The sequence below is a fragment of the Wenyingzhuangia heitensis genome (assembly GCF_011762155.1).
Taxonomy (GTDB): Bacteria; Bacteroidota; Bacteroidia; order Flavobacteriales; family Flavobacteriaceae; genus Wenyingzhuangia; species Wenyingzhuangia heitensis.
This window is the reverse complement of sequence record NZ_JAASQL010000003.1, coordinates 195,272-210,041: the sequence shown is the minus strand read 5'-3', so window position 1 is coordinate 210,041 and position 14,770 is coordinate 195,272. Positions and strand designations below refer to the sequence as shown.

Annotated in this window: 7 protein-coding genes; 6 read left to right on the top strand and 1 reads right to left on the bottom strand. The window is 33.2% G+C overall.

The genetic code is table 11. The features are described from left to right. The first annotated feature begins 152 nt into the window (after nucleotides 1-152). The 3 genes from FHR24_RS11800 to FHR24_RS11790 are packed head-to-tail and all read left to right on the top strand — an operon-like array spanning nucleotide 153 to nucleotide 7,292. Nucleotides 153-3,305, top strand: coding sequence for a SusC/RagA family TonB-linked outer membrane protein (locus FHR24_RS11800; RefSeq protein WP_208412342.1), 3,153 nt, complete (start codon nucleotides 153-155; stop codon nucleotides 3,303-3,305). A 17-nt stretch (nucleotides 3,306-3,322) separates the two neighbouring features. Next, nucleotides 3,323-5,245, top strand: coding sequence for a RagB/SusD family nutrient uptake outer membrane protein (locus FHR24_RS11795; protein WP_167188905.1), 1,923 nt, complete (start codon nucleotides 3,323-3,325; stop codon nucleotides 5,243-5,245). A gap of 43 nt (nucleotides 5,246-5,288) precedes the next feature. After that, nucleotides 5,289-7,292, top strand: coding sequence for a SwmB domain-containing protein (locus FHR24_RS11790; RefSeq protein WP_167188902.1), 2,004 nt, complete (start codon nucleotides 5,289-5,291; stop codon nucleotides 7,290-7,292). A gap of 87 nt (nucleotides 7,293-7,379) precedes the next feature. On the opposite strand, the gene FHR24_RS11785 is transcribed toward FHR24_RS11790, so the two are convergent. Beyond that, nucleotides 7,380-7,925: a DUF6515 family protein gene (locus FHR24_RS11785; protein WP_167188899.1), complete on the bottom strand. Its 546-nt coding sequence runs from the start codon at nucleotides 7,923-7,925 to the stop codon at nucleotides 7,380-7,382. 217 nt (nucleotides 7,926-8,142) lie between these two features. Here FHR24_RS11785 and FHR24_RS11780 point away from each other — a divergent pair, with 217 nt between their 5' ends. From FHR24_RS11780 to FHR24_RS11770, 3 genes are all read left to right on the top strand, one after another. Further along, nucleotides 8,143-8,859: a fibronectin type III domain-containing protein gene (locus FHR24_RS11780; protein ID WP_167188896.1), complete on the top strand. Its 717-nt coding sequence runs from the start codon at nucleotides 8,143-8,145 to the stop codon at nucleotides 8,857-8,859. Nucleotides 8,860-8,870: 11 nt separating this feature from the next. Then, nucleotides 8,871-12,125, top strand: coding sequence for a VPS10 domain-containing protein (locus tag FHR24_RS11775; protein ID WP_167188893.1), 3,255 nt, complete (start codon nucleotides 8,871-8,873; stop codon nucleotides 12,123-12,125). Nucleotides 12,126-12,277: 152 nt separating this feature from the next. Then, nucleotides 12,278-14,734 (top strand): glycoside hydrolase family 2 TIM barrel-domain containing protein, encoded by a 2,457-nt coding sequence (locus FHR24_RS11770; RefSeq protein ID WP_243846547.1) that lies wholly within the window; start codon nucleotides 12,278-12,280, stop codon nucleotides 14,732-14,734. The last annotated feature ends 36 nt before the right edge of the window (nucleotides 14,735-14,770 follow it).

Sequence of the window (14,770 nt, the reverse complement as noted above, 5' to 3'; positions counted from 1 at the left end):
GAAACCTTGGTTTTATTGAGTTTATCAGTATTTGTTAGCGGTTTTGATGCAGATGTTTAAACATATATATCTTGATTTTACTCATATGAATCTTTACTAGAAACCAAATGTTACCAAATTTGAGGTATTAAACTAACTTAAACTTTATACAAATGCATAAGGAAATAAAAGAAAAAGCTTTGTTGAAAAACAAAGTATCTATTTTCAAATCTTTTGCGGCAATAATGTTTCTCTTCCTTTTAGGAACAAATACCTTATTTGCGCAACAAAGTAAAATAACCGGAGCTATTACCTCAGAAAATAACGAACCTCTTTTAGGGGTTAGTATTACTGTAAAAGGAACAAAGAAAGCTACCATATCAGATTTTGACGGAAACTATATCATTAAAGCAAAAAAGGATGATATTATCGTATTTACATCCTTAGGTTACGAAACAAAGGAAATGAAGGTTTTTAATAGCAATCAGATTAATGTAACTCTAGAAACCAATACAACAGAGTTGGACGAGGTGATTGTAGTAGGTTATGGAACACAAAAGAAAAAAGAAGTAACTGGAGCTGTTGTGAAATTAGATGCAGAAGTGTTAGAAAAAACAACAACGTCTGATATAGGTGCTGCAATGCAAGGTCAAATAGCGGGGGTAAATGTTACCTCAAGTTCTGGAGAGCCTGGGTCTGAATCTAATATTGTTATTCGTGGATATAGCTCTGTAATGGATGGTCAAAACAGTCCTTTATATGTAGTAGATGGGATTCCATATGATGCGGATCCTCAATTAAGTATTAGTGAAATAGAATCTATTGATGTGTTAAAAGATGCTGCATCTGCTTCTATTTATGGTACACGTGGAGCAGGAGGTGTTATTTTAATAACTACAAAACAAGGTAAAGAAGGTGAAATGAATATTCGTTTAAACTCAGAATATGGTGTTCAAAAAATCACATCAGGTGTAGATTTAATGAGTTCTGAACAGATGACTTACTTAGATATCTTATTAGGTGCTCAAACATCTAATAAAGAACAAGGACAAGTAGATGCGGATATTCATAGGAATGCTAGCTGGTTAACAAATAATACAGATTTAAGTAAGATTATTTTGAATGATTTAGCTTCTATCCAAAATCACTCTTTAAACATATCTGGAGGTAAAAAAGGATTAACGTATAGTTTTAATACCAACTTGTATGAGCAAGAAGGGATTATGATTAATTCTAATTATCAACGTTTAAATCTTAGAGCGAATACAAAGTTTACAAAAGATAGATGGAAGATAACAACAGGGTTAACTTTTAAGAAAGATGAAAAGGAAAAGCCTAATGGTAATTTATTAACTAAAATATATGATTACAAACCTTATCAACCCGATATAGACTTAGATATTGATCAGTTAGACAATGCTGTAGAAGAAGGAGATACTTCTAGTTCTGCTAAAAACTTAGGAGGAACCGTTAGAAGTTTAAAAACAGTAGAAAATATTGATGGGTTAAATACAGCTGGAAATGCTCAGATAGATTTTGAAGCTACAGATGATTTAACATTAACAGTAAGAGGAGGAGCTTTTTACGCGAACAGTAAAGCAGTTAAAATTGTTCCAACATTTGATTTGTATGATGAAGCGGGTAACTTAATAGAGCCTAATGCTTGGGATGTTTCATCAAACAGAACAACAATCCAAAATTCATCAAAATTGACCTTTGAGGCGATTGCAAATTATAGCAAAAAAATAGGGAAGAATAACTTCAAGTTAATGGTTGCAAATTCAATCCAAAAATCAGAAAGTGAATATTTTTATGCAGAAAAGAAAGACAATGCAAGCTCAGATATTACTGTTTTTGATGGGTATACTTCAAGTGATTTAGTAGTGTCTGACGGTAGAGATAACGTAAGAACTTTAATTGGTTATTTAGGGAGGTTGCAATATAACTACGATGGGAAATATATTTTAAGTGCAAGTATTCGTAGAGATGGGTCTTCTCAGTTTAGTGAAGAAAACAGATGGGGATGGTTTCCTTCTTTGTCTTTAGGATGGAATGTATCTGATGAGGCTTTCTGGGATCCTATTAAGCCAGTTGTTAATGCTTTTAAAGTAAGAGCTAGTTATGGGTCTACAGGAAACGATAGATTTAATGCTTATAGTAATCAAGCAGTTGTAAACTTAGGTCAAGATTATGTGTTTGGTAGTTCAGACACAGAATTAAATTCAACTTCTGAACAAGTTGCTTTAGGAACTACACAAGAACAATATGCAAATGAAAACGTAAAATGGGAAACTTCTATAGAACGTAACCTTGGATACGATATGAGTTTTTTAAAGAATAAAGTTTCTTTATCTATCGATTACTATAGAAGTGAGAAAAAAGATTTATTGTTTAATGTGGTAAATCCACCATCAACAGGAGTATCTGGAGGAAATCGTCAGAGTGTTTTAAACGTAGGTAATATGACAAACACAGGTCTTGAATACGCTTTTAAGTACAGACATAGAGGTAAAAATAACTTTTCATGGAATACCTCGTTAACTTATTCTCAAAATAAAAACGTAGTTACTAAAACAAGTCCTAACAACCCTATTATCTATTTAGACAATAGTTATATTTCTACAAAAGGGAATGACGAATTGGTTTCTGTAATTACTGAGGGATATGAGGCAGCTGCATTTTTCTTAAGAGAAACAGATGGAGTTATAAAAACTCAAGAAGAATTAGTTGAATATCAAAAAATAGATCCAACAGCAGAGTTAGGTGAGTTAAGATATGTAGATCAAAATGGAGATGGAGTAATTAACCAAGATGATAAGATTTATATGGGAAGTGGAGCTCCAGATTTTGAAATGGGATTCAACTTTAATGCAAACTATAAAAACTTTGATTTCTCTATGCAATGGTATGGTTCTTTTGGAGCAGAAGTAATGAATGGTAGTAAAGCATATGCTTATCAGTCAGGAGTTCATCAAGATTTATATTATTCTTGGACAGAAGCAAATCCAACATCAGATATTCCTTGGTCAAATGGTAGAAGTGATAACGCATCATACAGAGGAGGATCAGATTATTTTTTAGAAGATGGAGATTTTGTAAGATTAAGAAATATAGCTCTTGGATACTCGTTGCCTAAAAAAATAACCGCATCATTAGGGGTTACTAAATTAAGGTTTTATGTACAAGCGCAAAACCCAATTACATTTACAAAATATACAGGATATGATCCAGAGGTGGGTAATAACGGGCTTAGTTCAAGAGGTATTGATAGAGGAACTTATCCTATATCCTCTCAGTATAAGGCTGGTTTACAACTTCAATTTTAATTTAAAAACAGATGAAGATGGATACTACACATAAAAAAAATAAAAAAATAGTTTTAGGAATGAAAAATAACATCATTAATAAATTGACACCATTATTACTGCTTGTATTTGTATTTCAGGCATGTAGTGATGACTTTTTGGACCAAACAGATCCCAATGCATTAACTACCGCTAGTTTTTGGGAAAACACATCAGATTTAAACAGCGGATTAAACTCAACATATAGTGCCTTAAAAGATGAAAATATTTCGGGTATTCTTTTTGATTTTTTTAGAACAGATATTGCTGTAAAAAATTCGTTTAGAAACTCTGGAGAGGTTGATCCTTTCTACGGACAAAGTTTTGATTTGACAACTACAGAAATTGAAAACCAATGGAATGCTTTGTATTTGGGGATTTTTAGAGCCAATCAAGTCATTGTAAATTACGAAGAGTTAAAATCATCTTTTAACACAGATGAAATTGAAGAAGAAGGATTAAGAATTGTTGCTCAAGCAAGAGCTATTAGAGGGTATTTATATTATATATTAAGTACAACCTATAATAATGGAGAGGTTCCATTGTTAGATTTTGTTCCAGCAGACTTTGATGAATTTCAACAAGCAATGTCACCATCACAAACAGTAAAAGATTTTTACAGAGCAGATCTACAATTTGGATTAGAAAATTTACCAGCAACTTATTCTGCTTGGGAAGATGTAGGAAAAGATAACTTAGGTAGAGTAACAGGAGGGTTTTGTGAAGCTATGTTAGGAAAAAGTTACTTAATGGAAAATAATTTTGGAGAAGCTAAAATTTATCTAAAAAATGTAATAGATAATTACGGATATGCTTTAGTACCAAACATAGAGGATTGTGTTACGGGAATAAATGAGTTTAGTTCTGAATCTATTTTTGAGGTTAACTATACTACAGATTTAAACTTAGTAGAAGATGGAGAAAAAGAATTGTCACATAAGGTTACTCATCAATTATCAAATGGAAATGTTCAGCCTAGTTCTTGGCTTACTTTGCAATATAGAAATGATCCTGTAGATCCTGCAGATCCTGAAAACATGAACTTAGGAGCAAATGTTTATGATACAAGTAACGGAGAGATAACAGGAACGGAAGATCGATTAAGAACTTATAGTTTGCGTATGGGAACTTCAATGGTATCTGTAGATGATCCAGATTCTCCAATCTATGGAGTACCTGCTGGTGAACTTGGTAACGCAGATGATGTTAGTCCATTGGCAAGAACAAGACCTAATTTATTTAAAAAGTTTACGCACTGGAATACCATAGGAAGTGGAGCTGGAGAAGATAGATCTACAGAGTTTAATAACAAATCAGATATAAACTTGCCTGTAATTCGCTTGGCAGATGTGTATTTAATGTATGCAGAATGCATGATAGAAGAAGCAAATTTAGCAGAAGCATTAAGATATATTAATAGAGTAAGAAAACGTTCTCATTTATTGTTGTTAGGGAAAAGTACAGAAGCAGGAGCAGAATATGTAAATGCAACAACAACGTATGTTGATGATATTGATTTTGATTCTTCTAATGGAGAAGAAGAAGTTACGTTGACTAATTTAATGGATCATTTACGTTTTACTGAAAGACCTTTAGAGTTGGCATTAGAAGGAAGTAGAGTTGCGAATTTAAGAAGATGGGGAGTGTTTAAATCTCAGTTAGAACACATTGCTTCTATCCGATACGATTACTGGCATTTTAATAAGAATTTAAACGGAAAACATGGAGATAGATATAAGTGTTTTATTACAGTTTCTGGTGAAGAACCTACAACCTATACAGGTACATCAGTTACCAATCAACCTATAGAAGTTCAAGATGCTGTTTTAGGAGCTACAAATTTTCAAATAGATGCTCATGGGTATTTCCCAATTCCACAAGCAGAGGTAGACACAAACTTAAACTGGAACACAACAGAATAATAGATATTCACAATATTAATTGTAGAATTAAAAATATACTAAAATGAAAAATTTTAAAAACATACTAAAATATTTCTTCTTAACACTAATAGTTGTTAGTTGTAGAGAAGATGAATATGAAGCACCCAATACATTTTCAGACTTAATGTATACTACAACTTTTGGAGCTTCAGCAACAAGAGAATCTGAAGTAAACCAATATGTATCCTTCATGGATTTATCATCAGGAGCTACCCATCATGAATGGAGAATTCCAAAAGGAGCTTATTTCTTAAAAGGACCAATTCCTACTGGATTAGATAATTATGATGAATATATTATCAATGCGGGAGATACCGTTTCTACAGATCAAACAGTACATGTATTGTTTAAGAAAGGGGATAGCAATACGGAAATAAAAATTTATAACGAATTCCCTGAGTATTTAGAATTTACAATTCCAATTGGTTGGGATAGTACAACTAACAGCTCGGTATTAGATATTACAAAAACAGTTCAAAAAGATGATAAATGGGTGTATGAATACACACTGCCAGTAGATGTGTATGATACTGTTGTTGCAGCAGCAGAAATTAGAGATTTGAGTGATAATGTAATAGATTATAAAAATCTAGACACCATTAGATTGCAGTTTGACGATAAATTAGTTTTTAAAGATTTAAGTGGTGAATTAGCAGATAACAACGCAAGACCAACAACTACTAGTTGGAAAATCTATACTATTACAGATAATATAGATGATAGAGTTACAGTTGCATCGGCAAATACAACAGAGGCAACTATAACATTTGGAAAAGCTGTAGGAGTTTTTAAAGGAGAGTTAAAAGCAACAAGAGATAAAACAGAATTGATTAAATCGAGTACAGATACTTACGTGTTTCCTGTAATTTTTAAAGTAGAACCTTTAGATGAAAACTTTGAATTAAAAGGAACTATTGTAGAAGGTGCAACAGATGTGATTGAGTTAACAGGTAGTTCTAAATTTGCTGCTTTTGATAATGAAGTGATAAATAGTTTTGATTTAAAAGTAGATGGGGTTTCTAAGGCAATAAATTCGGTAGCTTTATCTAGTTCAAATCAAACAAAAATTGAAATTACGCTTACAGATCCATTAACTCCAGCAGATGCTACTAAAACAGTTACTTTATCTTACGTAGAAAATGAGGATTTAACTTCACTAGATTTAAGACCTTTTCAATCTTTTACAGATATAATGGTCGATGTTTATGTTCCAACACCGGTAGTTCAAGAAGGAACTATTGTAGAAGCATCAAATGATGATATTCTAATTACTTTTGATCAGGAAATAGATGCATCATCAATAACCAATGCTACCGATCCAACAACAGGTTTTGATATTACTTTAAATGGAGCTCCTTTTGCAATAAGCAGTATCTCTGTAGATGCAACGGATGCTAAAATATTAAGATTAACAATGAGTGATAAATTGTATCAAAACGATGTAATTACGGTTGCTTATACAGGTCCTGGAGAAATAGCTTCTTTAGGAGGTGGTTTACTTTCTGATTTTACAGCAATAACGATTGAGCCTTATTTTGGAAATTTATTAACAGATAGTGGTTTTGAAGGTGCTTTAGATGAATATTGGAAAGAAGGTGCTAGCGGTAGTGGAGCTACTGTAGAATTTTCTACAGAACAAGCTTTCGCAGGGAATCAAAGTATTAAAATGACTGATGAAAAACCTCGTTTAGAATCTCAGGCAGATTTATCTTATGAATCAGGTGCGACTTATGTAGTGTCTTATAAAAGATATATACCAGGTTCGGTTGTTTTAGATGAGAGTACGAATGCAGGAGATAAAATTTGGTTTGACGGTACTGATGGAGGTACAGCGGTAACTCCAAGATGGTTTGCAACAGTAGGTGTAGCTCCAGTACAAGATACGTGGGAGTCTGTAACGGGTGAGTTTACAGCATCTAGTGATATTTTTAATAAATCTATGAGGTTGCAACCAGTACCTACTTCGGGGTATGCCTTTACCGTTTATTATGATGATTTTATGATTTATAAAAAAGAAGAGAGATAAATAACAGTGTAAGTTTGTTATATATTTAAAATAACAAGAGGCTATCTTAAAAAGATAGCCTCTTGTTTTGTTTCTATAAATATTTTTTTAGTTTTCAATAGTACCTACCACTTCATAAGCTCTAGTTCCATCTACCTGAACTTTTTCATATAAGATATTGTTGTGTTCATACAGTGTTTCTCCGTTTACTGTAACTTTTTCGTAGTCATCAGGAAGCTCATAAATAATAGTTCCAATTTCTGGATTTACAACCTCATATTCATCATTTTTTTTTACATAAAAAACACCATTAAATACGTAATATCTATGACGGTTAAAGTTGACCAATCTATACCCCGCTGGTAATGTACTTATTCTAAATCCTATGGATGGAATTGTAGGAATGTATCTCCCTCCGTTTAATCTGTAATAACGATTGTTTGCAAAATAGATATTAGCTCCTTTGTGTCTAATTACTATAGTAGGTTTAGGTACTGTTCTTATGGTTTTTATTTTTCTATATGGGGTCTTATAAACCACCTTTGTTCTAGGAGTTTTTTTCATCACAACTGCTTTGGTTTTTCTTTGAGAAAATCCATCAGAAGTAAAAACGATAAAGAATACGATTAAAGCTGTTTTTAAAATTGTTTTCATTGTTTTTAAAATTTAAAATGATTAATAGTGTGGATGTAATCTACAGCGGTACTTACCATCCTTATTTATTAGACCTAAATAGATATTAAAAGTTTTTAGGTTCTTTATTTTTGATGATAAAGCTTTAATTTATAATCATTTGTGTTTCTTTTAAAATCATCCGTTTTCAGGAATAAAAGGATTGTGTTGTTATTTTGAAGAACTAAACAACCAAAAAATGAAAACCAAAATAATTTATAAACTAGCTCTAATTTTAGGCATTTGTATGTTGACAATTTCTTGTGGAGGAGATAAAAGTGATGAGCCTGATACCAAACCAGAAGAACAACTATTTCCCGTAGCAGCTGTTTTAATTTCTCCAGAAAAAAATGAGCCTTGTAATCAGGGAAATGTATTGGAAGATACTACGTTAAGTAATGTAACGTTTGACTGGAATATTTCTGCAAATACCGATAGTTATATTTTAGTTGTAAAAAATTTAGAAGATGGTACTCTAAAACAAGCAACAGCAACTCCTACAACAGCAAGTTTAAACCTAAAGAGAGGTGTAAGTTATGAATGGTTTGTAACTTCAAAATCTACAAATTCCTTAGAAACCACCAACAGCCAAACTTGGGAGTTTTACAATGCAGCTGAAGGAATACAAACACATGTGCCTTATCCGGCTTCGTTAATAGCTCCAGCTAATGAAGTTACAACATCGTCTACAACAGTTTTGTTAGAATGGAATGCCTCAGATATTGATAATGATATTGAAATGTATGAAGTATATATAGGTACTTCAAAAAATCAATTAGAAAAACAAACAACTGTTCAAACTTCAGAAATGACAATGAATTTGCAAGCTAGTACAATATATTATTGGAAAGTCTATACCAAAGATGCTACAGGAAATGTGTCTATTTCATCAGTTTTTGAATTTACCACCCCTTAAATTTTAAAAAGATGAAATTAGATCTAAAAATCATAGCTTTTTGGTTTGTGAGTATTGCTGCATACTCACAGTTAAATACAACTTATTTTGATAAGTTAAAATCCGAAAAAGTAAACTCTACAGACAAATTGCTTTGGCAACAATTTGGACCCGGAATGTCAGGATATTGTGAAGAGTTTTGGTGTCACCCTACAGATGTAAACGTAATGTTTCAATCTCCAGACATGTACAATAGTTATGGGAGTTGGGACAACGGACTTTCTTGGCAAACCATTAAAGATGTAGATGGTACAGGAAAGGATATGAGAAGGATAAAATCTATTGAGTTTTCTCGTCAAAACCAAGATTTTGGATTGGCTATTGATGTAAGAGGAGAACTATACAAAACCAATAACAAAGGTAGAAATTGGACGTTTGTAAGAGATATGGGTGGACAACATTCACAAATTAGTGTAGACCCTACAAATGATGCGATTTGGTATATGGGAGGCGGTAGTTTTTGGAATGTGAAATCTAACCACAGAAAACAAAATGATTTGCTAGGGTACGTATATGCTTATGCAGATTATGGGCATATTTACAAGAGTATAGACAAAGGAGAAACTTGGCAAAAGAAAAAAACAGGATTGCCTGCTACGTTAGATGTTGGGAGAGTTATCGTTAACCCAACCAACAACAACCATGTATTTATAGCGACCAATTCTGGTGTGTATAAAAGTACAGATGGGGGAGAGTCTTGGCAATTGAGCGGGAATGGTTTGCCAAATAACTTGCCTAGAGACATGACCTCTTTTTACGATGCTACAACAGGAGAATTTATTTTATACGTACTAGAACAAACTTTTTATGAAAAGTCTGGAAATACCGTTGTGTCCAAAGGAGGAGTTTACAAAAGTACAGATGGTGGAAATAATTGGACGAGTATTTCTGGAAATTTAGCTATGGATATGACTCAAATTACCAGTTACACCGCACAGTCTAAATATTGGAGAGCCATTGCTTATTGGTTTGATGTTTCTCAAGACGAAGCAAAAACTCAATATCCAGAGTATCCATCAGCAGTTTATTCGGTATACAATAGAATTGTGGTCAACCCAAAAGATAAAAATGATATTTATGTAACACACAACGTAAAACACGACTATGCTTTTGGGCCTGGAGATGTATGGAAAACTAATGATGGTGGACAAAATTGGTTGGCTACCGCAAGGTCTGGAACTTATTGGAGTGAAGATAAAAATAATGCGTATTGGAGTGCTAGAAATAATCCCAAAGGAGTAAATACAGAATTTGCTCATTTAAAATATGAAAAAGAAGAGGGTGAGGAATATTACGGAAATCGATTTTTACAAATAAATAAAGAAGGAGAGGTTTTTATTTGTTTGGATCAACAAATAATGAGATCTAACAACAAAGGTGTTTCTTGGAATCAGGTAGATGATTTTGAAACCGAACCTGGTTCTGATGCTTGGGTAGGTAGAGGTGCTAGTAATTTACCCGGTAGATTTATGCTGTTAGAAACAGGAGTAGAAGGTAGAATGTTGTTTTGTAGTGGAGAACACGGTTTGTGGCAATCTGCAGATCTAGGTGCTTATTCTGATAAAAATGCAGTTGCTGTTACACAAATAGAAGGACAAGTAAATCACAAAGGAGCAACCTCTATTGCAAACGTAGCAGTAAATCCTAAAAATCCAAATGAGATTTTTACCTTACAGTTTAGACAAGATCATAGAGGGTATTTAAGAAAATCTGCTGATGGAGGAAAAACGTGGGAGAATTGGTCTTATCCTGTACAATATGGTGGGAATTTGTCTTCAGACAATATTTTTCAGTATTCTTTAACCATAGATTATGAAAATCCAGAGAACATGTATTTCTGTGTAATGCCCAATGCGGTTACCGAAGTGTCTAATACAAAAATACCAAATGATTATACAGATTTTGGAGTTTTTAGAAGTACTGATGCGGGTAAAACTTGGTCTATAGAAAATACAGGATTTCCTACCAAGGGAAGTGTAAACAGAATAAAAATAGATCCAGAGAATCCATCTGTTTTGTACGCGGCTCTAAATGAAGGAACCGATGGGAGCGTTGGTGGTTTGTACAAAACCATCAATAAAGGGAATAGTTGGTCTAAAATAACGATCCCATCAACCATTAAAGCGGTAAACAATGTTTTTGTAGATAGAAACAACAAATACATTTATATTTCTTGTGGTCGTGAAGAAGGGACGTTTTCAGAAGGTGGAGTGTGGAGAAGTAAAGATGAGGGGGCTACATGGGAAAAGATTTTTGACATGCCTTATATATGGCAAACGGAAACCTCTCCTGTAAATCCAAATATCATAACGGTCAATGTTCCTTTACAGCACGAAAATAAAGGAGCAACCACTTACAATCCTGGAGCTTATATTTCTTTTGATGGAGGTGTAACTTGGGAAAAGGTAAATAAGAATATGGGACAGCCAGATACCATTACAGATTTTAAACCAGATCCTAAAAATGAAAACGTGTTTTGGATTGCCTTAAAAGGGAGTGGTTGGGCAAAAGGAGTGTATCAATCAGATGAAAAAACAATTAGTATTACTACTACCAACAATGCGTGTCCATATGTAAACAACGGAGCTATAAAAATAACTTCAGTTTTATCTGGGAGTTTTAAAGCGGTTTTGCAAGGGAGCGGAGTAGAAATTACAGAGGATTTTACCAAAGATTTTGTGTTTCAAAACCTAGCATCGGGTATATATAATTTAGAAATTTCATCATCTGCTAGCGGATTATCAGAAAGCTATTTGGTGTCTATTACCCAACCACAAAATTTAGAAGTTGAGAAAACAACAACATCTAAAAAAGTAGAATATCAGTTAACGGGTGCGCAAGAGTATATGGTTGTATTTAATCAAGAAACATTTACGACAACAGATACAAATATTGAGCTAAAGTTGGAAAGTGGAATCAATACAGTGCAAATACAAACGGATAAAGAGTGCCAAGGAGTGTTTAAGGAAGAAATTATATATAGCGGTTTTGTGACAGCAAGTCCTAATCCTTTTACAGATACAATTCAATTAAACTTAGGAGAAGATACAAGTCTAACAGCAAGTGTTGTCGTTTATACGATGACAGGAACTATTTTGTTTTCTGCGGATGTAATCCTAGAAAATAGTGTAGCTGTTGTTCCAACAACCAATTTTACTGCAGGGGTTTATATAGTTTCTGTAAAGACAAAAGAAACCAATAAGCAGTTAAAAATGTTAAAAAAATAAATTAGAATTACCACAAAAGAGTTTACTGTAGAGTGAGCTTTTTTGTGATTTAAAATCATATCTGTTAGTTTAAAAAACATACAGACATACAATAAATTTAGTTTTATGTTTTATTTGTAGTGCATAAAATATTCAATCAAACTATGAGAAATATGATTTCAATTCTTAAAAGAGTTTTTGTTGCAGTTAGTTGTTTGCTATTATCTGTAGCTTGTTCAACATCAGAAACAGAACAAAGTCAAGATATAGATTTTAACAAAGGCTGGAAATTTACCAAAGGAGAAGTTACAGAAGCCATCAATCCTAGTTATAATGATAAAGATTGGCAAACGGTAAATGTTCCTCATGATTTTAGTATCAAAGGACCTTTTTCTAAAGAGAATCCTTCTTTTTCTAGAGGAGGTTGGTTGCCAACAGGAAAATGTACTTACAGAAAATCGTTTACGGTAAATGCATCAGAAAAAGAAAATAAAGTGTTTGTGTATTTTGATGGAGCTTATAGAAATTCTACCGTTTATATTAATGGGAATAAAGTAGGATATCGTCCTTTAGGATATATTGGTTTTCAGTACGATTTGACAGAGTTTATCAATTTTAATAAAGAGAATATATTAACAGTTACGTTAGACAATTCTGCACAACCAGGACACAGATGGTATTCTGGAACGGGAATTTACAGAGATGTAACGTTAAAAATTAGAAACAAAACCTACGTGCCTAATTGGAGTTTGTATGTAACAACTCCAGAAATTACCAAAACCAAAGCGGTGGTAAATGCAACGTTTGATTTGAAAACAGAGTTTAATCAGCCTCAAGATATTTCTGCTAAAATAAACGTCTTGTATAAAGGTGATATTGTTGCTAGTAAAAAAGTAACTAAAAAAGTACAACCCAATAAAAACACATCTGTAAATGTAGATTTGTTGGTAGAGAATCCAAAATTATGGGCTCCAGCTACTCCAGAATTGTATACTGTACAAGTTGAATTGTATAACAACGAAATGTTAATTGGAGAAGAATCTACCCGAACAGGAATTAGAACTTTAGGGTATGATAAAGACAACGGTTTTTCAATTAACGGAGAACAAACCAAATTAAAAGGAGTTTGTTTGCATCATGCAGGTGGACCTTTAGGAGCTGCTATTTACAAAAGAACCATTCAGAGACAATTAGAAATTTTAAGAGAAATGGGATGTAATGCGGTTAGAACATCACACAACCCTTTTTCTACAGAGTTTTTAGAAACTTGTGATGAAATGGGGTTTTTGGTAATGAACGAAATGTTTGATGAATGGGAAGTGGTAAAAGAGCCAGCGACTATTCAAGACGGAAAAAAAGTACGTATTCCTGTAAAATATTATGCCGATATTTTTAAAGAATGGGCAGATAAAGATTTAACAGATTTTGTATTGAGAGACCGTAACCACCCATCAGTTGTAATGTGGAGTATTGGAAACGAAATTGACCAAATGAAAACAGATGAAGGTGTGCCTATTGCCAATAGATTGATTGATATTATTCATAATTTAGATGACAGACCTGTAACCAACGGATTGATTGGTTATGGTTGGGATGCTTGGCCAAGTGAGGCTGCAGCTTCTACAAGTGATATTAGAGGGTACAACTATATTAAAGAAAACGGATTAGATAGAGAAGATAAAATTGCTCCAAATGCCATGGGAATTGTAACGGAATGTGCATCGGCACAATCATACTACCCTAGAGGAACATATTTGTATGGTGATGAGAAAAAAGCTTGGTGGGATAAACTAGGATACAAATATGATGATGCTTACAATTGGGTAGAGCAAAGAGGGTTAATTGGTTATAGAGGAGTACAAGCTTGGAAAGATATTAAAAACAGACCCGATATTATGGGGCAGTTTATTTGGACAGGTTGGGATTATTTAGGAGAAGTAATTCCGTTTGGATGGCCAGCTCGTTCTTCTTCTTTTGCTCCTATAGATTTGTGTGGTTTTCCTAAAGATGGATATTATTTTTATCAGTCTCAATGGTCAGACAAACCGATGGTACATATTTTTCCACATTGGAATTTAGATGGGATGGAAGGAAAAAAAGTTACCGTGTATGCATATACCAATGGTGATGAAGTAGAGTTGTTTCAGGATGGAAAATCATTAGGAAAACAAAAAAACAATTTAGATGATGTAGAGTATCAACAATGGGATGTAATATATCAACCAGGAAATTTAAAAGCAGTTTCTTATAAAAACGGAAAAGTAATAGCTCAGGATGTTGTGAAAACTGCAGGTAAAGCAGCAAAAATTAAATTGTTTGTAAGAAGAGCAAATTTAAAAGCAGACGGAGAAGATTTGGTTTATGTAGAGTGTACTGTTTTAGATAAAGACGGAAATGTAGTGCCTAAAGCAGATAACATTATTCAGTTTGATGTACAAGGAGCAGGAGAATTAATTGGAGTTGGAAACGGAGACAATATGAATCATGATTCTTTTCAGGCATCAGAAAGAAACGCTTTTAACGGAAAATGTTTAGCAATTGTCAAGAGTTTAGAAAAGTCAGGAGAAATATATTTTGTAGCTAAGAGTCCAGGTTTAAAGTCTGCTAGTATTACTTTAGAGGTGAACTAAACTAAAAAACAACTAATTGATTGTTTATGGGTTACA

Bases quoted from the DNA above. Each gene is read 5' to 3' on its own strand.
- FHR24_RS11785 (WP_167188899.1), bottom strand. From the start codon at position 7,925: ATGAAAACAATTTTAAAAACAGCTTTAATCGTATTCTTTATCGTTTTT.
- FHR24_RS11775 (WP_167188893.1), top strand. From the start codon at position 8,871: ATGAAATTAGATCTAAAAATCATAGCTTTTTGGTTTGTGAGTATTGCT.
- FHR24_RS11780 (WP_167188896.1), top strand. From the start codon at position 8,143: ATGAAAACCAAAATAATTTATAAACTAGCTCTAATTTTAGGCATTTGT.
- FHR24_RS11800 (WP_208412342.1), top strand. From the start codon at position 153: ATGCATAAGGAAATAAAAGAAAAAGCTTTGTTGAAAAACAAAGTATCT.
- FHR24_RS11790 (WP_167188902.1), top strand. From the start codon at position 5,289: ATGAAAAATTTTAAAAACATACTAAAATATTTCTTCTTAACACTAATA.
- FHR24_RS11795 (WP_167188905.1), top strand. From the start codon at position 3,323: ATGGATACTACACATAAAAAAAATAAAAAAATAGTTTTAGGAATGAAA.
- FHR24_RS11770 (WP_243846547.1), top strand. From the start codon at position 12,278: ATGATTTCAATTCTTAAAAGAGTTTTTGTTGCAGTTAGTTGTTTGCTA.